The sequence below is a fragment of the Glaesserella sp. genome, assembly GCF_041817755.1.
GTDB lineage: Bacteria > Pseudomonadota > Gammaproteobacteria > Enterobacterales > Pasteurellaceae > Glaesserella.
Window position 1 is genome coordinate 22,998 of the sequence record NZ_JBGYBX010000036.1, and the last position, 25,205, is coordinate 48,202.

Sequence of the window (25,205 nt, forward strand, 5' to 3'; positions counted from 1 at the left end):
GAGTTAAAAATAAATACAAGCGGTACGAACTATAGCAAATTTTGCAAAAGAATTTGATGATTTTCGTCAGAATTTGCTCATCTAAATGGCGATAATCTTTGCTAAACGACAAATCTTTAGCAAAATCATCGTGTAAACAAAAATAATGAAATGAAAAAACAGCATTTCGTCGAGCTAAAATTACGTTATAATTGCCAACAATTTAGGCTAAACATAAAAAGGCACTTACATCAGTGCCTTTTTTAATGGGATTTTGATGAACAAACTTAACTATCTTTTTGCAGAGCCGTTACAAGCGGGTCGTTTGAAAGCGGAATTTGCAGATTTTATCGTGAAAGAAGAATTGGGCTACCCACTTAGCGGTGAAGGTGAATTTGTCGCTGTAAAGATCCGTAAAACTGATGCAAATACCTTGTTTGTCGGTGAAAAATTGGCAGAATTCGCAAATCTTTCTGCGAAACAAATGAGCTATGCGGGACTCAAAGATCGCCATGCCGTGACGGAACAGTGGTTTTGCCTGCACTTAGCCGGCAAAGAAACGCCTGATTTTACTCAATTTCAGGCGGAAGGTGTGGAAGTGCTCGAGGTTACCCGCCATCATCGCAAAATCCGTATCGGCAGTTTAGCCGGCAATCATTTTGAGTTGTTCTTAAGAGACGTAAAAGAAAGCGACGATCTAACCGCTCGGTTGACGCAACTACAAGCGCTCGGTTTTCCGAATTATTTTACCGAACAGCGCTTCGGGCGTGACGGGCATAATTTAACCCAAGCGATGCGTTGGGCAAGTGGTGAGATCAGCATCAAAGATCGCAAAAAGCGCGGATTTTACCTCTCTGCCGCCCGCAGCGAGATCTTCAATTTGGTGGTCTCCGATCGGATCGCTCGAGGCTTAACGCAGCAGGTGATTGAGAATGATATTGTTCAACTGGCGGGTACAAACAGCTGGTTTGTCGCCCAAAAAGATGAGTTGGATGCACTCAACAAGCGGTTGGATTCGGGCGATATTTTACTAACCGCACCATTGATCGGCGCAAACTCATTCAGCCAAACGGTTTCCGAATACGAGCAAGATATTGTTGCCGAACAACACGCATTGCTCGACTTAATGGCACAAGAAAAAATGCAGGCGGCACGGCGCGCAATGTTTTGTAAACCGCAGAACTTCCAATGGAAATTCGAGTCGGATGGCTTACGGCTCTCTTTTTTCTTAGATGCGGGCAGCTATGCGACGGCATTGGTACGAGAATTAATTCAAATTGAAGATAAATAAAGGAATCAAATGAATATCTTATTAAGTAATGACGATGGCTTCCACGCCCACGGCATTCAAGTATTAGCCCGTACCTTAAGAGAAGCGGGGCATAAAGTGACTATCGTTGCGCCCGATCGCAACCGCAGTGCCGCATCAAGCTGTTTAACGTTAGTCGATCCGTTACGGGTACACCAATTTGAAAACGGCGATTGTGCGATTATTGCGGGAACACCGGCAGATTGCGTACACCTGGCGTTAAACGGTTTGCTCGATGACCCGTTTGAACTGGTGGTTTCCGGTATTAATCACGGCGCAAACTTGGGCGATGATGTCATTTACTCCGGCACGGTCGCCGCCGCGCTAGAAGGACGCCATTTACCGTTACCGTCTATCGCCGTATCTCTTGTCGGACACAAAGGCGCAAATTATTTGGTCGGACAATGCCATTTTGAAACGGCCGCACAGGTTGTGTTGGACTTATTACCTAAAGTGGTCACCGATAAGATTCCGGCAAACCAAGTGTTAAACGTCAATGTCCCTAACATTCCTTATACGGAATTAAAAGGCATGATGGTTACCCGTTTGGGTGATCGCTCACCTGCAGCAGAGATCATTAAACAACAAGATCCCCGCGGTTCCAATGTATATTGGATCGGGACAACGGGTAAACCGACCGATGAAAGCGAAGGGACAGATTTTTACGCCATTAATCATAATTACGTGTCCGTCACGCCAATCCAGGCGGATATGACGGCACACAAATCCATTCAAGCTTTAAAGGACATTTTATAACGATGAAATTATTCGGTGCAATTTATGATAAAACGATGGCATGGTCAAAACACCGTTTTGCCGCATTTTGGCTCAGTTTCGTCAGTTTTATTGAAGCCATTTTCTTCCCTATTCCGCCCGACGTAATGTTGATTCCGATGTCGATGAGCAAACCGCATATGGCGACGCGTTATGCAATCTATACTACAATAGCATCTGTGCTAGGCGGTATTATCGGTTACTTTATCGGCTATTTTGCTTTCGATTGGGTCAAAGGTATTATCTCGGACTGGGGCATGCAAGCCAATTTCGATCAAGCCATGATTTGGTTTGAAACTTGGGGTGTTGCGATTGTTTTTTTAGCCGGGTTCTCGCCAATTCCGTTTAAAGTGTTTACAATTTGCGCCGGTGTGATGCAAATGGCATTTTTACCGTTCGTGATTACGGCTGCGGTTTCCCGCTTTGCCCGTTTTATTTTGGTGGCAAAACTGTCGGCATGGGGCGGTGAGAAATATGCAGATAAAATCCGTCGTTCTATCGAACTTATTGGGTGGGGCACCGTTGCACTTGCTGTAGTCGCTTATCTTCTCTATACCTTATTTAACTAGGAAATTGTATGAAAAAATCGTTTCTTTTATTCCCGCTTGTGGCAATGACATTAGTCGCTTGTTCAAATTCATCAACGGAAGCAACCAACGCTGAAGTGACCGATGCGAACAGTTCTTGGCAAACCGAAGTACAACAAGCCGATATGCCGAGCTCAATGTCTCAGCCGGTATACAACAACCCTCAACAACAAACTTATTCCGCCCCGCAACCTACCACACCGGTAGCGCAGCCGAGTTATGGTCAAACGGGTTATAACCAACCGACTTATTCGGGCAATGCCGAAACCGTCGGCAATTGTCACGTTGTACGCGACGGTAACAATACCCCGATATACAGCCAAATCCAAAAAGGCTGCTATACGGGTGACAGCTATACCGTCGGTAAAAGCGATACAATCTTTTTGATCGGCTATTTAACCGGTAAAACCGTAGATGAAATTGCCGCATTAAATAATCTTGTTCAACCTTACCAACTTAAAGTCGGACAAGTACTTCGCGTAAGATAATGACGATAACGGCAAAAGGGAGTAAGCACCCCCTTTTGCTGTCACTAACTTAATTTAGACGCCCCGTTTGGCGTCTCTATGCTTTTATGAAGGACGTAAAAATGAAAAAATCCTTTTTGGTATTACCATTCACCGCACTGATTTTAACTGCTTGTGGTTCGAATACACCTGCACCGGTCGTGAATGCCGACGGCTCCGATTTAACACCGGGTGTAATGCAGCCGGTTGCCGGTACGGGTGCCACCGAAAACGGCTACGGTTGGCAAACCGATGTGCAGGCCGCCGAAATGCCGGGCAACATGAGTGCCCCGACTTATTCGGCACCTCAACCGGTTTACCAAGCTCCTGCACCACAGCCGGTCTATCAAGCACCTGCACCGCAACCGACACCGACTTACGAAGCGCCGCGACCTGCTGCTCCACAGTCGGTTCAACAACCGGTAACGCAAAAAGCGCCGGCAAAAAAACCGGTTTCACAGGATTTCACCATTCCGCGTGATGAAAAAAACGCCCCGATCTACAGCCAAATCGATAAAGGTTTCTATAACGGCGACACCTATACCGTGCGCAAAGGCGATACCATGTTTCTGATCGCCTATATTGCCGGTAAAGACGTGAAAGAGATTGCGGCGCTTAACAATATGAGCGAACCCTATCAATTACGTATCGGGCAAACCCTTAAATTAAGCAAAGAGCCGACCCGCACCACTGCGGTGGCACCGACACAGCCGGTCAAACCGGTCGAACCGCCGGTTACATATACCCAAGCACCGCACGGTACCGCTTTCGGTTCTGACGGTACGGTAACCGGTCCGATTAAAGCAGGAACGGCAACAGCGACGGCAGGTGGCATTTCGGCAAGTGCCGGTACGGTTGCGACAACACCAAATGTACGTGCAACGACTACACCGGCTCCGGCGGTTTCTTCGATTAAATGGCAATGGCCGACCCAAGGGCGCGTCATTTCAGGCTTCTCTTCTGCCGAAGGCGGTAATAAGGGCTTGGATATTGCGGGTAACAAAGGGCAACCGGTTAAAGCCGCTGCGGCAGGTCGCGTCGTGTATGCGGGCAACGCCCTTCAAGGTTACGGTAACTTAATCATCATTAAACATAATGACGATTTCCTCAGTGCTTATGCTCACAACGATTCGATTAACGTCGATGAACAAGATAACGTGAAAGCGGGCGAAACAATCGCCACCTTAGGCAGCACCGGGACAAACAGCAACAAACTGCACTTTGAAATCCGTTATCAAGGTAAGTCCGTTGACCCTGCACGTTATTTACCAAGACAATAGGATTGATTGTGATGTTACAAAAACTCACCGCACTATTACCGGTAATCATGTGGACGGCAGATCTTTTTGACAATATCATTCTTAATCAAAAAATCCGCCTGACTAAAACGAAAGGCGCATGGCAAATCACCAAGTCATTTGCAAAATATTAACCAAAACAGACCGCTTGTTATTGCAAGCGGTCGTTTTTTACAAGGAGAACGGCAATGGCGACACGTTGCAGCTGGGTTGGAGACAGTGAAATTTATGTCAATTACCACGATCTCGAATGGGGAAAACCGGAATACGACAGTCAAAAATTGTTTGAAAAGATTTGTCTCGAAGGACAGCAAGCGGGGCTTTCTTGGATCACCGTATTGAAAAAACGCGATGCTTACCGCGAAGCCTTTCACCGTTTCGACCCGAATAAGATTGCGCGAATGACGGATGCCGATCTTGATCGTTTAATGCAAAATCCCGGCTTGATCCGCCATCGGGCAAAATTAGCCGCCATCATTCAAAATGCTAAGGCATACCTTGCCATGCAGGCCAACGGTGAAGACTTCAGCCAATTTATATGGTCGTTCGTTGACGGCTCGCCCCGTATCAATGATGTACCAAATTTAACGACGGTTCCCGCCAAAACCGCCGTATCCGCCGCCATGTCAAAAGCATTGAAGAAAAAAGGCTTCGTCTTTGTCGGTGAAACCACCTGCTATGCCTTTATGCAATCCATGGGGTTGGTCGATGACCATGTGAACGACTGCTTCTGTAAAACAAATTGCAAAAAATAAATGAAAACCGACCGCTTGTATATTTTATTCGCCCACTACGACGAGCCGATTCCGACGGAATTTCTCAGCTACGCCAAACCGGCACATAAATCAGTGGAAGAATTGTCTGAGCGCCAAATCAAAAAATGGAAAAGCCGTCGTTTGGCGTATTTTCTGTTGCATCACATTTTTGACAAAGCACAGTTGGATAAAAAACTGTTAACTGACATGAAAAAAACCGAAAGCGGTCGACCTTATGTCGATCATCCCGAGGTTGATTTTAACATTACGCATTCGGGCGAGTGGGTGGCGGTGATCGTCTCCGTCGCTTCACCGAAAAAAGCCGTCGGTATTGATCTCGAACATCCGCACAAAACGCGCCGTTTTCGTGATTTATTGACCTATTACGCCGGTGAGCAAGAGCTCACCGAGATCAATAATCCGGCAATATTGCCCGAGCTGGCTGCTTTCGAAAGCCGTTTTTATCTCAGCTGGTGTCTGCGCGAAGCGGTGTTAAAATCGCAAGGTGTCGGGATTGTCAAGCTCGCCGAGGTCTCGCATTCACTCAGTGAGCGGAAGATCACCAGTGCCCATTGCCCTTCCGGTACACTCTGTTTTTATGATCGGCTGCCTTTTTATTTGGCTTACTTCTTTGAACATTCATCATCTGTGCTATCATTGCCTCAAATCAGCCGCTGGCAAAACGGACAGTGGATCACCTTACAATCCCCTGCACCGCTCATTTATCAAGTAAATTAACTATGACGTCAAAAATACAACTCGAAAGCCAACATTCCCGCTTCGGTAAACTGATTTCCGAAGGATTTCAATGGATCCTCAATATTTCCTTATTGACTATCGGAACAATTCTTGCCTACTCCCTTTTCTATGAAGCCTATTCATTGACGGAGCTCTTTTTCAGCCACAGCGATAAATTCCAATTGGTTGAAAAAATCGTGATTTTCTTTTTATATTTTGAATTTCTTGCCTTGATCGTACAGTATTTTAAATATAACTATCACTTTCCGCTGCGCTATTTCTTATACATCGGCATTACCGCCATGGTACGTTTAATCATTGTCGATCATTCCAATGCAATGCACACCTTACTGTTTGCGTTAGCCATTTTAGTCATGGTCATTGCATTATACGTTGTCCACACAGACCGCTTGCATAAAAGCTAAGGAAACTTTATGACTCAAATTCGTCAATTTCAGCAAAACGATTTAGAAATCATTCGGGAAGAAGTGGTGTATCAAGGTCACTTCACCATGAAAAAAATGTACTTTCGCCATAAGCTGTTTAAGGGCGGCGTGAGCGGCGAAGTGGTTCGCGAGTTGATGATTAAAGGCGCCGCTTCCGCCTTAATTGCTTATGATCCCGTCAAAGACAGTGTGGTCTTGGTGGAACAAGTGCGTATCGGCGCTTACGATCCGACGAGTAACGAATCGCCTTGGTTGGTCGAACTGATTGCCGGTATGGTAGATGAAGGGGAAACCCCGGAAAACGTCGCCATCCGTGAAAGTTACGAAGAAGCCGGGCTGACCGTCAGCAATGTGGAACACGCCTTAAGCATTTGGGACAGCCCTGGCGGTGCAGTGGAACGCTTACATCTCTTTTTGGGATTGGTCGACAGCACCCAAGTCGGCGGTGTTTACGGCTTGGAAGAAGAGAACGAAGATATCCTTGTCCACGTTGTGAGCCGTGAGCAAGCGTATCAATGGGTCGTTGAAGGCAAAATTGACAACGTGATTGCCGTTGTCGGCTTACAATGGCTGCAACTCAATTACCAAAAATACCGCCGATAATCATCATATTGAGATACCGATAACGGGGCGATCGCCCCGTTTTTCATTACCCTTCCCGATTTGCAAAAAACAGACAAGATCAGACCGCTTGTTTCTCCACCCGATTACGATTTACTGACCAATTAACATTGGTTTAGCAAATAAATAGATAATTTCTATTACTTATCAATACATTAACCGCCTAAAAACCTCTCAAACGGCTAAACATTGACAAACCTAAATATAATTCGTCATATAAAAATCAAGTTAAAACAAATAGATTTATAAGCAAGAGAATATGCACAACACTTAAAATTTACAAAAATTTTTAAAATACATTGATTGTATATATATATATATATAAATGTAAAATATAGCGTATTTTGTAATCTACTTAAGGAAAACATCATGACTCGTACATTAAAACTATCATTAACGTTACTTTCTTTATCTGTACTGGCAGCTTGTTCAGGCGGTGGCGGCAGCGATCCGGCTAAACAAGCCCAAAGCTATGCCAATGAAGCCATTTCAAAAGGAAAAGAAATAGAACCTTCTGTAACGGAAACCAAATCGACTAATCTAAGTGCGCTCCAAGCAATGAAAGAAGCTGAAGCCGCAAGAAATGAGGCAAAACAATATGCCGATAATATTGAATCCAAAATAAAAAGCCAAGCTGCAGCAAGTTTAACTGAAACAGAAGCACTCCGAGCCGCTAGAAAAGCAGTTCAGTTAGCTACAGAAAAAGCAGCAGAAGCCAATAAACAAGCAGAACTTGCCCAAAGAGCAAGTGAAACTGCAGCATATCGAGCTAATGAAGCATCGAAAGCGTATGTAGCAGCTCGACTTGCTGCTGAAATAGCAAGTAGCAATAAAACTGCAACAGCGACATTACAGAATTCAATATCACAAACACAAAACTTAACTACACAACAACAAGCCTTACTGGCATCTTATAATACACTTACATTAACGGAAATTGATGCTAAAGTAGCCGAAGCATTGGCTGTATCAAGCAGACTCACAGCGGAAGCGTCTGCCGCAGAAGTTAAAGCTAATGAAGCAGCACAAGCTGCTACGTATGCTGCCAATGCAGTAACAAACGCTAAAGCAGATCTTAATAGAATTGAAGAAGCCAAAGCCTATAATTTTGCTGATTTAGTAAATACAAATACGCTACGCACTGTTAAGACAGTGAAAGTGGACGGTACAGAAATCAGTTTAGCTGATAAGGCATTGGGTTATTTCATTATAGATACCGAAAATGCTCAAGTGAAAGGCTACAACTTAGCTTATTCTGCTGCAGGTTATGCTTTACCGAAAAATATCACCAGCGATGTTTACGGTCAGTTAACCTCCGCTTACGATACGGAAAACTTAGGCTATGGTGCCGTCGGGATAAGCACCGAATATGCCAACCTACCGTCAACAGGTTTAATCCATTATTTCGGTAAATCCTTTGGTGTGAAATCAGAAGGTAATCTTGAATTAACCGCAAATTTCGCCGATAAAACCTTATCCGGTTCGGTTACCGACAGATTCTTGACCGGCACGAGTACAACCCTTGGCGATATCATCTTACAAAAAACCAATATTATCGCTGAAAATAGCCAAGCCGTTTTCTCCGGTGTTGCAAATTACACAACGAATAAAGATGTTGTCGGTAGCTATACTGGAAAATTCATGGGACCAACGGCACAAGAAGTGGTCGGAAAAATTAACGACGGTAACGATAATTTCTACGAAGCCTTCGCCGGTAGCAGTGTCAGTCCGTTTGTCACGGAATAATTTGCAAAATTCCCGTTCAAACAGACCACTTGTGATAAAAAACAGCCCGTCGGATTAGCCTAACGGGCTGTTTCTCTCAGCATAATAGACCTTTTATCTACTATAAAAAAATAAAGCCCGAAATATATCGGGCTTTTTTAAAATTATTCTGCCGCTTGTTCAGCTGCAACTTCAGGACGATCAACCAACTCAATGTATGCCATTGGCGCGTTGTCACCTGCGCGGAAACCACATTTTAAAATACGAGTATAACCACCCGCACGTTGTGCAAAACGCGGACCTAATTCATTGAATAATTTAGCAACGGTTTCGATGTTGCGAGTACGAGCAAAAGCTAAACGACGATTAGCAACGCTATCTTCTTTTGCTAAAGTAATTAACGGCTCAACTACACGACGTAATTCTTTTGCTTTCGGTAATGTCGTCTTGATAATTTCATGACTTACCAATGCACTGGCTAAATTACGGAACAACGCCTGACGATGGCTGCTGTTACGGTTGAGTTGACGTCCACTCTTACGATGGCGCATAACCTATTCCTTCTTAAGAAAATCTATACCTAAAATTAGTCTTCGGCAATACTTGCCGGAGGCCAATTCTCAAGGCGCATACCCAGTGATAAACCACGAGAAGCGAGCACATCCTTAATCTCAGTAAGTGACTTCTTACCAAGGTTAGGTGTTTTTAATAACTCAACTTCTGTACGTTGTACTAAATCACCGATATAGTGAATTGTCTCTGCTTTCAAACAGTTAGCAGAACGAACTGTCAGCTCTAAATCGTCTACAGGACGGAGAAGAATCGGATCAAACTCCGGTTTTTCTTCTTTTACTTCTGGCTGACGAACATCACGCAAATCAACGAATGCAGCGAGTTGCTCTGCTAAGATCGTTGCAGCACGACGAATGGCTTCCTCAGGATCTAAAGTTCCGTTAGTTTCCATTTCAATAATGAGCTTATCTAAGTCTGTGCGTTGTTCTACACGGGCTGCTTCTACATTGTAAGCAATGCGATCAACCGGGCTAAAACGCGCATCAACTAATAAGCGACCGATTGGGCGATCATCATCTTGTGTATGTACACGAGCAGAAGCCGGTACATAACCACGACCACGTTGCACACGGATACGCATGTTAATTGATGCGTTTTTATCCGTTAAGTGACAAATCACGTGATTCGGATTCACAATTTCAACATCACCATCGTACGTAATGTCGGCTGCAGTTACAGGGCCAATCCCAGATTTAGTGAGTGTCAAAATAATATCATCTTTATTTTGCACTTTTACCGCTAGACCCTTAAGATTTAATAAGACCTCAAGGATATCCTCTTGTACACCTTCCTTGCTGCTGTATTCATGTAATACACCATCAATTTCTACTTCTGTAACTGCGCAACCAGGCATAGACGAAAGTAAAATGCGACGAAGTGCGTTACCTAAAGTATGGCCGAAACCACGCTCTAACGGTTCTAAGGTCACTTTGGCGTGAGTTGAACTGACTTGTTCAATATTCACTAAGTGCGGCTTTAAAAATTCTGTTACAGAACCCTGCATTTTATCCTCTCTTTGCTTTTAAGCTTTAACTATTATTTAGAGTAAAGCTCAACGATCAGATGTTCATTAATATCTGCTGATAGATCAGAACGCTCAGGAGTACGTTTAAATACACCTTCCATTTTAGTTGCATCAACTTCTAACCAAGTCGGTTTTTCACGTTGGGTTGCTAACTCTAAGGATGCTTTGATACGTGCTTGTTTTTTAGATTTCTCACGAACAGCAATCACATCATCAACAGAAACTTGGTATGAAGGGATATTTACAACACGACCGTTTACTACGATAGATTTGTGGCTGACTAACTGACGTGCTTCAGCACGAGTTGCCGCAAACCCCATACGATAAACGACGTTATCTAAACGACCTTCTAACAATACTAATAAGTTCTCACCGGTATTGCCTTTTAAGCGGTTAGCTTCTTTATAGTAATTACGGAACTGGCGTTCTAAAATACCATAGATACGGCGAACTTTTTGTTTCTCACGTAACTGACTACCGTAGTCAGATAAGCGAGGCTTACGAGCACCGTGTTGACCGGGTGCTACATCAATTTTACATTTTGACTCGATCGCGCGAACACCTGATTTAAGGAATAAATCGGTACCTTCACGACGGCTTAGCTTGAGTTTTGGACCCAAATATCTTGCCATTTTCTTTCTCCAATTATCCTAACGTCAATTACACACGACGTTTTTTCGGTGGACGACAACCGTTATGTGGAATCGGAGTCACATCAGTAATGTTCGTGATACGGAAACCCGCTGCATTCAATGCGCGAATTGTTGATTCACGACCTGGACCCGGTCCTTTAACCATAACTTCTAAATTCTTTAAACCGAACTCTTTTACAACTTCAGCACAACGTTCAGCGGCAACTTGAGCTGCAAATGGAGTTGATTTACGAGAACCACGGAAACCTGAACCACCCGCAGTAGCCCAAGCTAAGGCATTACCTTGACGGTCAGTAATGGTTACGATTGTATTATTGAAAGATGCGTGAATATGAGCTACGCCATCTACGATCTGTTTTTTTACACGTTTACGTGCACGAACTGGTGTTTTAGCCATTATTTATCTACTCCGATTATTTTTTGATCGGTTTGCGAGGACCCTTACGAGTACGCGCATTAGTCTTAGTACGTTGACCACGTACCGGTAAACTACGACGATGACGTAAACCACGATAGCAACCTAGGTCTAAAAGACGTTTGATGCTTAAAGTCACTTCACGACGCAAATCACCTTCGACAGTAAATTTACCAACTTCTTCACGCAGTTTTTCAATCTGCTCTTCAGACAATTCTCTGATCTTCACATCTTCAGCAATACCCGTTGCAGCGCAAATTGCTTTTGCACGAGTTTTACCGATGCCATAAATAGCAGTTAGTGCGATTACGGTGTGTTTTTGATCAGGAATGTTAATGCCTGCAATACGGGCCACTATGCACTCCTATTACTTAAAGTTAATGATATACTGATCTTGAAAAGCCCGTTTCAGGATACTCAAACAGTATATCAGGACGAAATGAGCTGAGCAGTATAACTGCCCAGCAGGTTCTTTGCAAGAAATAATGTCAATTAACCTTGACGTTGTTTATGTTTAGGGTCGCTACAAATAACGCGAACAACTCCTTCACGTTTTACAACTTTACAGTTACGACACATTTTCTTAACTGAAGCACGAACTTTCATTGCTTATCCTTCATTATCAAAGGGCTCTATTGCCCTAAGCCTTTCAAATTGGCTTTCTTCAACACAGAATCATATTGTAGAGACATTAAATGACTCTGAACTTGTGCGATGAAATCCATAATAACAACCACAACAATCAATAATGAAGTACCACCTAATTGAAAAGATACTTTCCATAATGACGTTATGATATAAGGAACCAAACAAACAAAAGTAATATATAGCGCACCGATTAAGGTTAAACGCGTCATTACTTTATCAATATAACGAGATGTTTGCTCGCCTGGTCGATAACCTGGTACAAACGCACCTGATTTTTTCAAATTATCCGCTGTATCACGAGGATTATATTGCATTCCCGTATAGAAAAATGCAAAGAAGATTACAGCCATTGCAAATAGAACAATATATAAAGGCTGCCCCGGTTGTAGTAACTGTGACAAGTCAAATAACCATTCAAACCCTTCACTTTGTCCAAACCACTGCGTAATTGTTGCCGGGAACAAAATGATACTGGATGCAAAAATTGCAGGAATAACACCCGCCATATTTACTTTCAATGGTAAATGGGACTGTCTCGCAGGAGACATCATTCTTCCCTGCTGACGACTTGCATAATTCACAACGATTCTTCTTTGTCCACGTTCAACAAAGACAACAAAATATGTTACGGCAAATGCGATTACTGCAATTAATAACAATACAAGCAATGAGATTTCCCCTTGACGGGATTGTTCGATCGTTTGCCCGATTGCTGATGGTAAATCTGCTACTATCCCTGCAAAAATAATCAACGAGATGCCATTTCCGATACCCCGCTCAGTGATTTGTTCACCTAGCCACATCAGAAACATCGTTCCCGTGACTAAACTAATTACAGAAGTTACATAGAACAGCATACTTGGATTAGGAACTAATCCGGAAAGCATATTCGGTAATGCTAGCGAAATACCAATAGACTGAATGAATGCCAATAACAATGTTGCATAGCGTGTATATTTGCTAATTTTTCGACGTCCCGCTTCACCTTCTTTTTTCAATTCAGCTAATGCAGGATGTACCGCAGTCAATAATTGAAGAATAATTGATGCTGAAATATAGGGCATAATCCCTAACGCAAATATCGACGCTCGACTTAAAGCACCACCAGAGAACATATTAAACATATCAATGATGGTGCCTTTTTGTTGCTGAACCAATTCGGATAATACAGAAGCATCAATACCAGGAACAGGAATAAAAGAACCGATTCGGAAAACGATTAAAGCACCTAAAACAAACAATAACCGTGATTTTAATTCACCAGTCCCTCTTTGGGTATTACCTTGATATCCTGGTTGTTTAGCCATTTATTATTCCTCGATAGAACCGCCAGCAGCTTCGATAGCAGCTTTTGCGCCCTTAGTTACACCTAAGCCTTTTACCACAACCGCTTTTTCAACTTTACCCGAAAGGATTACTTTTGCGGATAAAATGTCTTTTGTGATTACATTTGCAGCTTTAAGTGCATCTAAAGTTACAACATCACCATCTACTTTTGCTAAATCACTTAAACGGATTTCAGCTACGTGTAATGCTTTAAGGGAAGTAAAACCGAATTTTGGTAAACGACGGTATAAAGGCATTTGACCACCCTCGAAACCACGGCGAACACCGCCACCCGTACGAGATTTCTGACCTTTATGACCGCGACCACCGGTTTTACCTAAACCAGAACCAATACCGCGTCCTAAACGTTTTGCACTGTGTTTAGCACCTTCAGCTGGAGAAAGAGAATTTAAACGCATTCTGTTATTCCTCCACTTTAACCATATATGAAACTTGATTAATCATACCACGAACTGCCGGAGTATCTTCCAACTCTACGGTATGACGAATATGACGAAGACCTAAGCCTTTCAACGTTGCTTTATGCTTCGGTAAACGAGCAATAGAGCTACGAGTTTGAGTTACTTTAATTTTTGCCATATCCAATTACCCCAAAATTTCTTCAACGGTTTTACCACGTTTAGCGGCAACCATTTCCGGTGATTTCATATTTGCTAGTGCATCGATTGTTGCACGAACAACGTTAATTGGGTTAGTTGAACCGTACGCTTTAGATAGTACGTTATGAACACCTGCAACTTCTAATACTGCACGCATTGCACCGCCTGCGATAATACCTGTACCTTCGCTAGCCGGTTGCATAAATACGCGTGATCCTGTGTGAGAACCTTTAACAGGGTGTTGTAATGTACCTTCGTTTAAAGCGACATTGATCATATTGCGACGAGCTTTTTCCATCGCTTTTTGGATTGCTGCCGGAACTTCACGAGCTTTACCGTAACCAAAACCTACACGACCGTTACCATCGCCCACTACTGTTAAAGCAGTGAAACTCATAATACGACCACCTTTTACGGTTTTAGATACACGGTTAACCGCGATTAGCTTTTCCTGCAGTTCACCAGCTTGTTTTTCGATGTTTGACATCTCAAATTCCTCTATTAGAACTGAAGACCAGCTTCACGAGCAGCATCTGCTAATGATTGCACACGACCATGGTATTTAAAACCAGAACGGTCAAATGCAACTGCCTTAATACCTTTTTCTAAAGCGCGTTCAGCAACAATTTTACCAACGACTGCTGCCGCTTCTTTATTACCAGTATATTTAACTTGCTCTTTAATTACTTTCTCAACAGTTGAAGCTGCTGCTAAAACCTCTGAGCCATTCGGTGCAATTACCTGCGCATAAATATGGCGAGGTGTGCGATGCACAACTAAACGTGTTGCACCTTGCTCTCTCATTAAATGACGTGCACGGCTTGCACGACGGATACGAGCTACTTTCTTATCCATAGTGTTACCTTACTTTACTTTTTCTTCGCTTCTTTAGTACGTACAACTTCATCAGCGTAACGTACACCTTTGCCTTTATAAGGCTCTGGTTTGCGGTATGCACGAATATCAGCTGCCACTTGACCGATTAACTGTTTGTCCGCAGACTTAAGAATAATCTCAGTTTGTGACGGACATTCACCAGTTACACCTTTTGGCAACTCATGTTCAACCGGGTGTGAGAAACCTAAACTTAATGCAACAGTGTTGCCTTTCATTTGAGCTCTGTAACCAACACCCACTAATTGCAATTTCTTAGTAAAGCCTTCAGTAACACCGATAACCATTGCGTTAACGAGGGCACGGGCTGTACCTGCTTGCGCATCTGCATTAACGATACCCGCTTTTGGAGCGAATGTTAAAGTATCAGCTTCGTATTTTACTTCAACTGCATTGTGAATTTCGCGAGATAACTCGCCATTTTTACCTTTTACTGTTAATAGCTGACCATTCAAAGTAACTTGAACGCCGGCAGGAACAGCGACAGGTGCTTTTGCAACACGAGACATTTTTCCTACCTCACTATTATGCTACGTAACAGATAATTTCACCGCCGAGGCCCGCTTGACGCGCTGCACGGTCGGTCATTACACCTTTAGATGTAGAAACTACTGCGATACCTAAACCACCCATTACTTTTGGTAATTCGTCTTTACGTTTATAAATACGAAGACCCGGACGGCTTACGCGTTGGATACTTTCTACAACAGGTTTGTTTTGGAAATATTTTAAAGTGATTTCCAACTCAGGTTTTGAACCTTCAACAACTTTGAAGCTTTCAACATAACCTTCTTCAGCTAAAACGCTTGCAATAGCAACTTTTAACTTAGATGAAGGCATACTGATTGCAACTTTATTCGCAGCTTGACCGTTACGAATACGGGTCAGCATATCTGCGATTGGATCTTGCATGCTCATGTATTTACTCCCATGATTCCAAATTAAAAGAGGTTATTACCAGCTTGCTTTCTTAAGGCCCGGAATTTCACCGCGCATTGCAGCTTCACGCACCTTAATACGGCTTAAACCAAACTTACGAAGCACACCGTGTGGACGACCAGTTTGGCGGCAACGGTTACGCTGACGGATTGGACTAGAATCGCGTGGAAGTGTTTGTAATTTTAACACTGCATCCCAACGTTCTTCGTCTGAAGAATTCACATCAGAGATGATTTTCTTTAATTCTTCACGTTTAGCGTAGAATTTATCAGCTAATTTCGCACGTTTTACGTCACGTGCAATCATTGATTGTTTTGCCACGATAACCTACCTTATTTACGGAATGGGAAATTGAAAGCCGCTAATAAAGCTTGGCCTTCTTCATCACTTTTCGCCGTTGTAGTGATAGTAATATCCAAACCACGTACACGATCTACTTTATCGTAGTCGATTTCAGGGAAAATGATTTGTTCACGAACACCCATACTGTAATTACCACGACCGTCGAATGATTTCGCGTTTAAACCGCGGAAGTCACGGATACGTGGAACAGCGATAGTAATCAATCTTTCAAAGAATTCCCACATACGTTCACCACGTAGGGTTACTTTGCATCCGATTGGATATCCCTGACGGATTTTAAAGCCTGCAACAGATTTGCGTGCTTTAGTAATTAAAGGTTTTTGACCGCTGATTGCTGTTAAATCCGCTACTGCGTTGTCTAACAGTTTTTTGTCGGTCAATGCTTCACCCACACCCATATTCAGGGTTATCTTTTCGATTCGTGGGACTTGCATGACAGATGAGTAGTTGAATTTCGCTTTTAATTCATTAACTACTGTATCTCTGTAGTAATCATGCAGTTTCGCCATCGCATTACTCCAGTTAATTAAATTGTTTTCTCGTTAGATTTGAAGAAACGGACTTTTTTGCCATCTTCGAATCTAAATCCTACACGGTCAGCTTTGTTTGTTTCCGGGTTGAAAATTGCGACGTTTGACGCATCAATCGCAGCTTCTTTCTTCACTAAACCGCCAGCTTTGCCTAACGCAGGAACTGGTTTTTCGTGTTTAGTGATAATGTTGATACCCTCAACAATCACTTTACCGTTTGGTAACACAGAAGTTACCTTACCACGTTTGCCCTTGTCTTTACCAGCAAGAACAATTACTTCATCGTTTTGACGGATTTTTGCAGCCATTACATTCTCTCCTTATAGTACTTCTGGAGCTAAAGAAATGATCTTCATAAACTTCTCAGAACGAAGTTCACGCGTCACAGGTCCAAAAATACGAGTACCGATTGGTTGCTCAGTGTTATTGTTTAAAATTACACAAGCATTGCCATCGAAACGAATAACTGCGCCATCTGGGCGACGAACACCCTTCTTGGTGCGCACAACAACTGCTTTTAACACATCACCTTTTTTAACTTTACCGCGTGGAATTGCTTCTTTCACAGTAACTTTGATGATATCGCCGATAGCAGCGTAACGACGGTGCGATCCACCTAGAACCTTGATACACATTACGCTACGAGCCCCTGAGTTATCAGCAACATCCAGCATAGTCTGTTCTTGGATCATATTAGTGCTCCGTTAAAATAAAAAACACCCTTTCGGGACGAACCTGTTTGCCCAACGCAAACAGGATGCGGATTATACAGCAGTTGGCTTGGCAAGATCAACAGGATTCTGAGCCGGAATGTATTTAAAGTCACAGCCGGCGTAAGTATGGAGGCATATTGAAAGAAATTTTCGCTTACAAGCGGTATGATTTGATGAAAATTTTGCAAAACAGCTTCATAAAAATCCCCGATATATCTATCGGGGATTGGGTGTTTTTCATATAGGGACGATCTTTGAACCGTTTCTATAACGAATTGATAAAAATCACTAAAATCAGCAACGGGATCACAAAGCGAACATAGTTAAACCAAACCTTCGTGAATTTTTCACCGGCGCCCAGCTCTTTCATAGCATCTTCTTTTAACACATAGCCGACGAACAAGGCGCTACCTAAGGCTGTCAAAATAAACAGAATATTTCCGCTGATATAATCAAAGGCATCAAAAATGCTACGACCGATAATCCGGATATGACTCCATTCATTATCACCTAAGACCGACGGAATATTGCCCAAAATAAAAGAACCGATTAAGGTTAATGTGATCGCCTGCTTACGGCTCAAATTCGTTTTTTCTTGCAAGGCGGTAATTAACACCTCATAAATGGTAATGGAGGTGGTTAACGCCGCAATGATCAATAAGCCGAAAAAGATAGTCGCAAAGAACGTCCCCGCCCACATATGTGAGAAGACGATCGGCAAGCTTTGAAACACAAGTGTCGGCCCTGAGTCCGGTGCGACGTTAAACGTAAATAATGACGGAAAAATCATGAATCCCGCCGCCAATGCGATCAATGTATTAATTACCCCGGTGATGGTTGCCGTTTTCACCAAATTTTCTTGTTTGGACAGATAACTCGACAAGGTAATCAAAACCCCGAAGCCGAGACTTAAGGCAAAAAAGACCTGACCTAAGACAAACACGAAGAGTTCTTTCGTGATCTTAGAGAAATCCGGAACAAGATAAAATTTAATACCTTCCATCGCGCCCGGCAGAGTTACATTACGGATAATCATGATGATTAAAAACACAAACAAAAGAGGCATAAGCAATTTGACTGAATTTTCTATTCCCTCTTTAATTCCTTTAATTAAAATAAAATAGTTCACCACGACAAACAACGCAGTATAGCCAAGTACAGTCGAAGGGCTGCTTTGGATATGCTCTTTGAAATATGCCGACGTCGTTTCAATGGTCACCGGAGAAGAAAGATCAAGTCCGCCTGAAATCAAGCTGCCTATATATGTCAGTACCCATCCGCCTAACACCATGTAATAAGCTAAAATACCAAAAGAGCCAAGTGGCCCCATATAACCTAGTATTTTCCAAACCGGATGAATTTTCTTCCCGTTCGCATGTCCTGAGAAGGCATCGATTGAATTAACCTGCATCCGACGACCAATAACATTTTCAACTAAAATCATCGGAATACCGATAACAATCATGGCAATACAGAACAGCAACACATAGGCGCCGCCACCGTTCTCACCTACAAGATAAGGGAAACGCCAAGTGGCGCCGAAACCGACCGTCGCCCCCGCAACCGTTAAAATATAAGTTATTTGATTAGACCACGATTGCCGAGCCGGTCTTGTATTTTCACTCATGGTTATACCTCATTTTTAGACAGCAAAAGCTGCCCCTTCCCGATATTTCAGGAATATTTATCAATATACTGTAATTTAAATTAAGGCGACCTGGGGTTCGGTATACTCAATCCCAAACGCATCACTAACGCCTTTAAACGTACATTTACCATTGTACGTATTGAGTCCTTGCAATAATGCCGGATCGGACAAGCATGCGGCTTTTACACCTAAATCCGCCAGTTTCAAACCGTATTCAAGTGTGGAATCGGTCAAACCTAGAGTCGACGTACGGGCAACACACCCCGGCATATTGGCGACACAGTAATGAATAATGCCGTTCAATTCATAAATCGGTGCATTATGCGTTGTCGGGCGGGATGTTTCAAAACAACCACCCTGATCGATGGCGACATCGACCAACACCGCACCTTTTTTCATCAAATGAAGATCATCATGACGCAATAGATGCGGAGCTTTCGCCCCCGGAATTAATACCGCCCCAATCACAACGTCGGCATCAGGTAAAAGGCTCAAGATATTACCGCGCGAACTGCTTAACGTTTTGATACGCATACCAAAAATTTGATCAATATAAGCCAATCGGCTTGCATTGATATCCAAAATAGTCACATCCGCCCCGATTCCCATTGCAATTTGAGCGGCATTTAAACCGACGACACCGGCGCCTAAAATAACGACTTTCGCTTTTGGTGTACCGGCAGTACCGCTAAGCAACACCCCTGCACCGCCAAAAGTTTTTTGAATATATTTGGCTGCCTCTAACGTCGCCAGACGCCCGGCTATCGCACTCATCGGTGCAAGGCAAGGTAATCCAGTCGGCGTTTTAATCGTTTCATAGGCAATAGACTGTACTTTACGTTCAAGTAACATCTCGGTGAGCGGCCTATCCGCTGCAAGGTGCAAATACGTATAAAGAATTTGATTTTCACGGAAGTAGTGATATTCGCATTCAATCGGTTCCTTCACTTTAATGATCATATCGCTTTTGGCAAACAGCGTCGCTTTATCACTAATGATCGCCCCCGCCACACGATAAGCGTCATCGCTAAAACCGATTTCCGCGCCTGCATCTTGCTCAATATAAACCGTATGTCCCGCCTCAACATAAGACTGTACATTCGCCGGCGTTAAGCCGACACGGTATTCCTGAACCTTAATTTCTTTCGGACACCCTATAATCATTTTTTCTCTCCTTCAACCAGTTGAATTGTTAACGCTATTATAGTGAATTCACAAAATCGGATTCTGTGACGCATCCCAAATTTTTCCAAAAAAACAAGCGGTGAGATCCGCATTATTTTTTGCAAATCTGATGAAAATACTCTTCACGATCAATTCCTGCGCATTCGGCGAAAAAATAAAAGCCTCCGGCATTTCTACCAAAGGCTTTTCATCAAGATATATTGTGTCGATTAAGCTTCGATAGCTTTTTCAACAACACGAACTAAAGTATGAGATTTCGTTTTAGAAAGTGGACGACACTCTCTTACTTCAACGACATCGCCTAATTTAGCTTCGTTGTTTTCATCGTGTACGTGTAATTTTGTTGTACGACGAATAAACTTACCGTAAATCGGGTGTTTAACCGTGCGTTCGATAGCTACAACAAATGATTTGTCCATTTTGTCGCTAACAACTTTACCTTGTACTGTACGAATTTTATCAGTCATTACTCACCCGCCTTTTCGGTTAATACAGTTTTAACTTGTGCAATGCTACGACGCACTTGTTTTAACTGGTGGGTTTGTTGAAGCTGACCGGTGGCTGCTTGCATACGCAATTTGAACTGTTCACCTAAAAGGTTCACTAATTCACCATTCAGCTCTTCAACACTTTTGTTACGTAGTTCTTGAGCTTTCATTACATCACCGTCTTAGTTACAAATGTGGTTTTGAACGGAAGTTTAGCTGCGGCTAATGCGAATGCATTGCGTGCAACTTCTTCAGATACACCATCCATTTCATAGAGAACTTTACCCGGCTGGATTAAGGCTACCCAGTACTCGACGTTACCTTTACCTTTACCCATACGGACTTCTAATGGTTTTTCAGTAATTGGTTTGTCTGGGAACACACGGATCCAGATTTTACCTTGACGTTTTACTGCACGGCTCATCGCACGACGCGCTGCTTCGATTTGACGAGCGGTTAAACGACCACGACCAATTGCTTTTAAGCCGAATGAACCGAAGCTCACTTCTGTACCGCCCGCGATACCACGGTTACGGCCTTTGTGTACTTTACGGAATTTTGTACGTTTTGGTTGTAACATTCAGTGATTCTCCTTATTTACGACCTTTGCGAGCTGGCTTTTTAGGCTGTGCCGCTGGTTCTTTCTCAGATTCAATCACTGCAGCCATTCCACCAAGAATCTCACCTTTGAAGACCCATACTTTAACGCCGATTACGCCGTAAGTTGTGTGAGCTTCAGCTGTGTTATAGTCGATGTCAGCACGAAGTGTATGTAGAGGTACACGACCTTCACGATACCATTCTGAACGTGCGATTTCTGCACCACCTAAACGACCGCTAACTTCAACTTTGATACCTTTAGCACCTAAACGCATGGCGTTTTGTACTGCACGTTTCATTGCGCGACGGAACATAACACGACGCTCAAGTTGAGATGCGATGCTATCTGCAACTAATTTTGCATCTAGCTCTGGTTTTTTCACTTCAGCGATATTGATTTGTGCAGGAACACCGGCAATTTTAGATACCGCGTTTCTTAATTTCTCAACATCTTCGCCTTTTTTACCGATAACGATACCCGGGCGAGCTGTGTGAATCGTTACACGAATACTTTTTGCCGGACGCTCGATAGTAATACGAGAGACAGACGCGTTCGCTAACTCTTTGTTTAAAAATTGACGTACTTTGAAATCGCCGTCTAAATTATCGGCAAAATCTTGTGTATTCGCGAACCAAGTAGAGTTCCAAGGCTTAACAATACCAAGGCGAATACCATGTGGATGTACTTTCTGACCCATTGCTATTCTCCTACTGATTAACGATCTGACACTACCACAGTAATGTGGCTAGTACGTTTTAAAATACGATCTGCACGACCTTTAGCACGTGGCATAACACGTTTCATGCTTGGACCTTCATCAACGAAAATCTTCGCAACTTTAAGATCATCGACATCTGCACCGTCGTTGTGCTCAGCGTTCGCAATAGCCGATTCTAATACTTTCTTCACTAAAGCTGCCGCTTTTTTGTTTGTGAAAGTTAAAATTTCTAATGCTTGCGCAACTTTCTTACCACGGATTAAATCAGCAACTAAGCGAGCTTTTTGTGCAGAAGTACGAGCGTAACGATGTTTTGCAATAGTTTCCATCTTTTACCTCTTATTTCTTAGCTTTCTTATCTGCGGCGTGACCGCGGTATGTACGAGTCGGTGCAAATTCACCTAATTTATGACCGATCATTTCATCAGAAACATAAACTGGAACATGCTGACGACCATTATGGACTGCGATGGTCAATCCGATCATTGATGGAATGATCATTGAACGACGGGACCAAGTTTTGATTGGTTTTTTATCCCCGCTTTCCACCGCCTTCTCTACCTTCTTCAACAAGTGTAGGTCAAGGAAAGGACCCTTCTTGAGAGAACGTGGCATGGCTTATCCTCTTTAATTAATTAAAAAATTATTTGCCACGACGACGTACGATGAATTTATCAGTACGTTTGTTGTGACGAGTTTTCTTACCTTTGGTTTGAACGCCCCAAGGTGTAACAGGGTGTTTACCGAAGTTACGACCTTCACCACCACCGTGTGGGTGGTCTACCGGGTTCATCGCAGTACCACGAACGGTTGGACGAATACCTCTCCAACGGTTTGCACCTGCTTTACCAAGTACGCGAAGCATATGCTCTGAGTTACCTACTTCACCGATGGTTGCAGAACACTCAGCTAATACTTTACGCATTTCGCCTGAACGAAGACGTAAAGTGACATAGTTACCTTCACGTGCGATAATTTGCACATATGCACCAGCAGAACGAGCGATTTGACCGCCTTTACCTGGTTTTAATTCTACGTTATGAACAGTAGAACCAACTGGAATATTGCGCATTGGTAATGAGTTACCGACTTTAATTGGCGCTGAAGCACCCGCTTGGATCGTATCACCTGCAGCTAAGCCTTTTGGTGCTAAGATGTAACGGCGTTCACCATCTTTATAAAGTACTAATGCGATATTCGCAGAACGGTTTGGATCGTATTCTAAACGCTCAACAACAGCCGGAATGTCTAATTTGTTACGTTTGAAGTCAATTAAACGGTAGTGTTGTTTGTGTCCGCCACCGATGTGACGAGTAGTGATACGACCTAAGTTGTTACGACCACCCGTTTTAGATTTAGTATCTAAAAGTGCTGCAAAAGGTTTACCTTTGTGAAGCTCAGTATTAACAACTTTAACTACATGACGACGACCAGCGGAGGTCGGCTTACATTTAACGATAGCCATAGTTTTCTATTCCTCCGAAATTACTCTGCCGCACCTTCAACGAAGTCAAGTGATTGACCTTCTTGAAGAGTTACATAAGCTTTTTTCCAGTCACTACGACGACCTGATTTTGCACCGTGACGTTTAGTTTTACCTTTAACAACCACTGTACGAACAGAATCTACTTTAACTTCGAAAAGTTGCTCAACCGCGTTCGCAATTTCCACTTTATTAGCGTCTAATGCGACTTTGAATACGATTGTGTTGCCTTTTTCTGCGTTATTTGTCGCTTTCTCAGAGATATGTGGTGCTTTAAGCACTTTTAGCAAACGTTCTTGTTGAATCATGCTAACATCTCCTCAATTTGTTTTACTGCATCAACAGTGATAACCACTTTATCGAAAGCGATTAAGCTTACCGGATCGATACCTTGTACATCACGTACATCAACTTTGTATAAGTTACGTGCTGCTAAGAATAGGTTTTCATCTAAGCTTGCAGTGATGATAAGAGCGTCAGTTAACGCCATATCTTTTAATTTTTGTACTAAAACTTTAGTTTTTGGTGAATCGATTTCGAATTTCTCAACAACCACTAAACGGTCTTGACGAACTAATTCGGAAAGAATGCTTTTGATTGCACCACGGTACATTTTCTTGTTCACTTTTTGGCTGTGATCTTGTGGTTTCGCTGCGAAAGTTACACCACCTGAACGCCAAATTGGTGATTTGATATCACCTGAACGAGCGCGACCTGTACCTTTTTGACGCCAAGGTTTTTTGCCTGAACCAGACACTTCAGCACGAGTTTTTTGTGCGCGTGTACCTTGACGAGCACCCGCTGCATAAGCAACAACTACTTGGTGGATTAACGCCTCGTTAAACTCACGTCCGAAGGTAGTTTCAGAAACAGCTAGTGCGTTAGCACCTACAACTTGTAATTCCATCTCTATCTCCTAGACTTATGCTTTAACTGCTGGTTTAACAATAACATCACTATTAGTTGCACCAGGTACAGAACCTTTCACTAATAATAATTTACGCTCAGCATCTACACGAACAACTTCAAGTGATTGAACGGTTACACGCTCAGCACCTAAGTGTCCAGCCATTTTTTTACCTTTAAACACACGACCTGGAGTTTGGTTTTGACCAATAGAACCAAGTACACGGTGTGATAAAGAGTTACCGTGAGTAGCATCTTGAGTACGGAAGTTCCAACGTTTAACACCACCTTGGAAACCTTTACCTTTTGATGTACCAGTAACATCGACTTTTTTAACATCTGTGAAGATGTCTACGTTGATTTCTTGACCTAAAGTGAATTCTTCACCTTCAGTACGAAATTCCCATAAACCGCGACCAGCTTCAACACCTGCTTTAACGAAATGACCTGCTTCAGGCTTAGTTACACGACTTGCTTTTTTAGAGCCAGTAGTAACTTGAACTGCAGTATAGCCATCGTTTTCAAGAGTTTTAACTTGAGTCACACGGTTGGCTTCGATTTCGATAACGGTAACTGGAATTGACACGCCATCTTCATTGAAGATACGGGTCATACCAACTTTACGACCGACTAAACCAATCATTGTAATAACCTCTTAATTAACCTAGGCTGATCTGCACGTCAACGCCGGCAGCCAAATCTAAACGCATTAATGCATCAACAGTTTTTTCTGTTGGCTC

Annotated in this window: 40 protein-coding genes and 1 pseudogene; 11 read left to right on the top strand and 30 right to left on the bottom strand. The window is 42.9% G+C overall.

The features are described 5' to 3' along the window. Positions 1–256 precede the first annotated feature (256 nt). The 11 genes from truD (at position 257) to ACEYKX_RS04850 (ending at position 8,759) form a co-directional block, all read left to right on the top strand. Positions 257–1,270 (top strand): tRNA pseudouridine(13) synthase TruD, encoded by a 1,014-nt coding sequence (truD, locus tag ACEYKX_RS04800; RefSeq protein WP_373766592.1) that lies wholly within the window; start codon positions 257–259, stop codon positions 1,268–1,270. Between the two features lie 9 nt (positions 1,271–1,279). After that, a complete protein-coding gene (gene surE / locus ACEYKX_RS04805; protein ID WP_373766591.1) occupies positions 1,280–2,044 on the top strand; it encodes a 5'/3'-nucleotidase SurE in 765 nt (254 codons plus the stop codon). Between the two features lie 2 nt (positions 2,045–2,046). Further along, entirely contained in the window at positions 2,047–2,631 is a 585-nt protein-coding gene (locus tag ACEYKX_RS04810) for a YqaA family protein (RefSeq protein WP_373766590.1), read from the top strand. Positions 2,632–2,639: 8 nt separating this feature from the next. Beyond that, a complete protein-coding gene (locus tag ACEYKX_RS04815) occupies positions 2,640–3,137 on the top strand; it encodes a LysM peptidoglycan-binding domain-containing protein (RefSeq protein WP_373766589.1) in 498 nt (165 codons plus the stop codon). Positions 3,138–3,238: 101 nt separating this feature from the next. Beyond that, positions 3,239–4,435 carry a peptidoglycan DD-metalloendopeptidase family protein gene (locus ACEYKX_RS04820; RefSeq protein ID WP_373766588.1) on the top strand — a complete coding sequence of 399 codons (1,197 nt, stop codon included), beginning with the start codon at positions 3,239–3,241 and terminating at the stop codon, positions 4,433–4,435. Between the two features lie 11 nt (positions 4,436–4,446). Then, entirely contained in the window at positions 4,447–4,587 is a 141-nt protein-coding gene (locus tag ACEYKX_RS04825; RefSeq protein ID WP_373766587.1) for a hypothetical protein, read from the top strand. 54 nt (positions 4,588–4,641) lie between these two features. Next, positions 4,642–5,208: a DNA-3-methyladenine glycosylase I gene (locus ACEYKX_RS04830; RefSeq protein ID WP_373766586.1), complete on the top strand. Its 567-nt coding sequence runs from the start codon at positions 4,642–4,644 to the stop codon at positions 5,206–5,208. After that, positions 5,209–5,946, top strand: coding sequence for a 4'-phosphopantetheinyl transferase superfamily protein (locus ACEYKX_RS04835; protein ID WP_373766585.1), 738 nt, complete (start codon positions 5,209–5,211; stop codon positions 5,944–5,946). A gap of 2 nt (positions 5,947–5,948) precedes the next feature. Next, the gene (psiE, locus tag ACEYKX_RS04840; protein WP_373766584.1) at positions 5,949–6,371 is read left to right on the top strand and encodes a phosphate-starvation-inducible protein PsiE; all 423 of its coding nucleotides are present in this window, start codon (positions 5,949–5,951) and stop codon (positions 6,369–6,371) included. A 9-nt stretch (positions 6,372–6,380) separates the two neighbouring features. Then, the gene (gene nudF, locus ACEYKX_RS04845; RefSeq protein WP_373766583.1) at positions 6,381–6,995 is read left to right on the top strand and encodes an ADP-ribose diphosphatase; all 615 of its coding nucleotides are present in this window, start codon (positions 6,381–6,383) and stop codon (positions 6,993–6,995) included. A 387-nt stretch (positions 6,996–7,382) separates the two neighbouring features. Beyond that, positions 7,383–8,759, top strand: coding sequence for a factor H binding protein domain-containing protein (locus ACEYKX_RS04850; RefSeq protein ID WP_373766582.1), 1,377 nt, complete (start codon positions 7,383–7,385; stop codon positions 8,757–8,759). A 143-nt stretch (positions 8,760–8,902) separates the two neighbouring features. On the opposite strand, the gene rplQ is transcribed toward ACEYKX_RS04850, so the two are convergent. The 30 genes and pseudogenes from rplQ to rpsJ form a co-directional block, all read right to left on the bottom strand. Beyond that, complete coding sequence (gene rplQ, locus ACEYKX_RS04855; RefSeq protein WP_373766581.1) at positions 8,903–9,289, bottom strand: 50S ribosomal protein L17; 387 nt, start codon at positions 9,287–9,289, stop codon at positions 8,903–8,905. Between the two features lie 35 nt (positions 9,290–9,324). After that, positions 9,325–10,314 carry a DNA-directed RNA polymerase subunit alpha gene (locus tag ACEYKX_RS04860; protein ID WP_373766580.1) on the bottom strand — a complete coding sequence of 330 codons (990 nt, stop codon included), beginning with the start codon at positions 10,312–10,314 and terminating at the stop codon, positions 9,325–9,327. A gap of 32 nt (positions 10,315–10,346) precedes the next feature. Next, positions 10,347–10,967, bottom strand: a complete 621-nt coding sequence (gene rpsD, locus ACEYKX_RS04865) for a 30S ribosomal protein S4 (RefSeq protein WP_373766579.1) — start codon at positions 10,965–10,967, stop codon at positions 10,347–10,349. Between the two features lie 28 nt (positions 10,968–10,995). Next, positions 10,996–11,385, bottom strand: coding sequence for a 30S ribosomal protein S11 (rpsK, locus tag ACEYKX_RS04870; RefSeq protein WP_100289161.1), 390 nt, complete (start codon positions 11,383–11,385; stop codon positions 10,996–10,998). Between the two features lie 16 nt (positions 11,386–11,401). Next, positions 11,402–11,758, bottom strand: coding sequence for a 30S ribosomal protein S13 (gene rpsM, locus ACEYKX_RS04875; RefSeq protein ID WP_005599322.1), 357 nt, complete (start codon positions 11,756–11,758; stop codon positions 11,402–11,404). 137 nt (positions 11,759–11,895) lie between these two features. Beyond that, complete coding sequence (gene rpmJ, locus ACEYKX_RS04880; RefSeq protein ID WP_021117565.1) at positions 11,896–12,009, bottom strand: 50S ribosomal protein L36; 114 nt, start codon at positions 12,007–12,009, stop codon at positions 11,896–11,898. Positions 12,010–12,035: 26 nt separating this feature from the next. Then, complete coding sequence (gene secY, locus ACEYKX_RS04885) at positions 12,036–13,358, bottom strand: preprotein translocase subunit SecY (protein ID WP_373766578.1); 1,323 nt, start codon at positions 13,356–13,358, stop codon at positions 12,036–12,038. 3 nt (positions 13,359–13,361) lie between these two features. Next, positions 13,362–13,796, bottom strand: coding sequence for a 50S ribosomal protein L15 (gene rplO / locus ACEYKX_RS04890; RefSeq protein ID WP_373766577.1), 435 nt, complete (start codon positions 13,794–13,796; stop codon positions 13,362–13,364). A gap of 4 nt (positions 13,797–13,800) precedes the next feature. After that, entirely contained in the window at positions 13,801–13,977 is a 177-nt protein-coding gene (gene rpmD, locus ACEYKX_RS04895) for a 50S ribosomal protein L30 (protein WP_006250021.1), read from the bottom strand. Positions 13,978–13,983: 6 nt separating this feature from the next. Further along, positions 13,984–14,484, bottom strand: a complete 501-nt coding sequence (gene rpsE, locus ACEYKX_RS04900; protein ID WP_005625147.1) for a 30S ribosomal protein S5 — start codon at positions 14,482–14,484, stop codon at positions 13,984–13,986. 14 nt (positions 14,485–14,498) lie between these two features. Beyond that, positions 14,499–14,852 carry a 50S ribosomal protein L18 gene (gene rplR / locus ACEYKX_RS04905; protein WP_005711987.1) on the bottom strand — a complete coding sequence of 118 codons (354 nt, stop codon included), beginning with the start codon at positions 14,850–14,852 and terminating at the stop codon, positions 14,499–14,501. Positions 14,853–14,866: 14 nt separating this feature from the next. Further along, positions 14,867–15,400, bottom strand: coding sequence for a 50S ribosomal protein L6 (rplF, locus tag ACEYKX_RS04910; RefSeq protein WP_135675881.1), 534 nt, complete (start codon positions 15,398–15,400; stop codon positions 14,867–14,869). 16 nt (positions 15,401–15,416) lie between these two features. Beyond that, positions 15,417–15,809 carry a 30S ribosomal protein S8 gene (gene rpsH, locus ACEYKX_RS04915; protein ID WP_005705955.1) on the bottom strand — a complete coding sequence of 131 codons (393 nt, stop codon included), beginning with the start codon at positions 15,807–15,809 and terminating at the stop codon, positions 15,417–15,419. Between the two features lie 36 nt (positions 15,810–15,845). After that, entirely contained in the window at positions 15,846–16,151 is a 306-nt protein-coding gene (rpsN, locus tag ACEYKX_RS04920; RefSeq protein ID WP_042802522.1) for a 30S ribosomal protein S14, read from the bottom strand. Positions 16,152–16,162: 11 nt separating this feature from the next. Further along, on the bottom strand, positions 16,163–16,702 hold the full coding sequence (rplE, locus tag ACEYKX_RS04925; RefSeq protein WP_047977345.1) for a 50S ribosomal protein L5: 540 nt from the start codon (positions 16,700–16,702) through the stop codon (positions 16,163–16,165). A 17-nt stretch (positions 16,703–16,719) separates the two neighbouring features. Beyond that, positions 16,720–17,031 carry a 50S ribosomal protein L24 gene (gene rplX, locus ACEYKX_RS04930; protein WP_135675885.1) on the bottom strand — a complete coding sequence of 104 codons (312 nt, stop codon included), beginning with the start codon at positions 17,029–17,031 and terminating at the stop codon, positions 16,720–16,722. A 12-nt stretch (positions 17,032–17,043) separates the two neighbouring features. After that, positions 17,044–17,415 carry a 50S ribosomal protein L14 gene (gene rplN, locus ACEYKX_RS04935; protein WP_005711998.1) on the bottom strand — a complete coding sequence of 124 codons (372 nt, stop codon included), beginning with the start codon at positions 17,413–17,415 and terminating at the stop codon, positions 17,044–17,046. Between the two features lie 286 nt (positions 17,416–17,701). After that, positions 17,702–19,063, bottom strand: a complete 1,362-nt coding sequence (locus ACEYKX_RS04940) for a sodium-dependent transporter (protein WP_373766576.1) — start codon at positions 19,061–19,063, stop codon at positions 17,702–17,704. Between the two features lie 75 nt (positions 19,064–19,138). After that, entirely contained in the window at positions 19,139–20,248 is a 1,110-nt protein-coding gene (ald, locus tag ACEYKX_RS04945; protein ID WP_373766575.1) for an alanine dehydrogenase, read from the bottom strand. 230 nt (positions 20,249–20,478) lie between these two features. Further along, on the bottom strand, positions 20,479–20,736 hold the full coding sequence (rpsQ, locus tag ACEYKX_RS04950; RefSeq protein WP_373766574.1) for a 30S ribosomal protein S17: 258 nt from the start codon (positions 20,734–20,736) through the stop codon (positions 20,479–20,481). Then, on the bottom strand, positions 20,736–20,927 hold the full coding sequence (rpmC, locus tag ACEYKX_RS04955) for a 50S ribosomal protein L29 (protein WP_005711179.1): 192 nt from the start codon (positions 20,925–20,927) through the stop codon (positions 20,736–20,738). Before rpmC ends, rpsQ begins: the two co-directional genes overlap by 1 nt. Then, on the bottom strand, positions 20,927–21,337 hold the full coding sequence (gene rplP, locus ACEYKX_RS04960; protein WP_006249357.1) for a 50S ribosomal protein L16: 411 nt from the start codon (positions 21,335–21,337) through the stop codon (positions 20,927–20,929). The genes rpmC and rplP overlap by 1 nt, the downstream gene beginning before the upstream one ends. A gap of 13 nt (positions 21,338–21,350) precedes the next feature. After that, on the bottom strand, positions 21,351–22,055 hold the full coding sequence (gene rpsC, locus ACEYKX_RS04965; protein WP_373767388.1) for a 30S ribosomal protein S3: 705 nt from the start codon (positions 22,053–22,055) through the stop codon (positions 21,351–21,353). Between the two features lie 17 nt (positions 22,056–22,072). Beyond that, positions 22,073–22,405 (bottom strand): 50S ribosomal protein L22, encoded by a 333-nt coding sequence (gene rplV, locus ACEYKX_RS04970; RefSeq protein ID WP_005599292.1) that lies wholly within the window; start codon positions 22,403–22,405, stop codon positions 22,073–22,075. Positions 22,406–22,415: 10 nt separating this feature from the next. Beyond that, a complete protein-coding gene (gene rpsS, locus ACEYKX_RS04975) occupies positions 22,416–22,691 on the bottom strand; it encodes a 30S ribosomal protein S19 (RefSeq protein WP_005539416.1) in 276 nt (91 codons plus the stop codon). Positions 22,692–22,719: 28 nt separating this feature from the next. Next, positions 22,720–23,541: a 50S ribosomal protein L2 gene (rplB, locus tag ACEYKX_RS04980; RefSeq protein WP_005711173.1), complete on the bottom strand. Its 822-nt coding sequence runs from the start codon at positions 23,539–23,541 to the stop codon at positions 22,720–22,722. 20 nt (positions 23,542–23,561) lie between these two features. Beyond that, positions 23,562–23,867 carry a 50S ribosomal protein L23 gene (gene rplW, locus ACEYKX_RS04985; protein WP_005599290.1) on the bottom strand — a complete coding sequence of 102 codons (306 nt, stop codon included), beginning with the start codon at positions 23,865–23,867 and terminating at the stop codon, positions 23,562–23,564. Beyond that, positions 23,864–24,466: a 50S ribosomal protein L4 gene (rplD, locus tag ACEYKX_RS04990; RefSeq protein ID WP_373767389.1), complete on the bottom strand. Its 603-nt coding sequence runs from the start codon at positions 24,464–24,466 to the stop codon at positions 23,864–23,866. The genes rplW and rplD overlap by 4 nt, the downstream gene beginning before the upstream one ends. A 15-nt stretch (positions 24,467–24,481) precedes the next feature. After that, entirely contained in the window at positions 24,482–25,108 is a 627-nt protein-coding gene (rplC, locus tag ACEYKX_RS04995) for a 50S ribosomal protein L3 (protein WP_010786462.1), read from the bottom strand. A gap of 16 nt (positions 25,109–25,124) precedes the next feature. Next, a pseudogene (gene rpsJ, locus ACEYKX_RS05000) lies at positions 25,125–25,205 on the bottom strand (30S ribosomal protein S10); the annotation flags it as partial.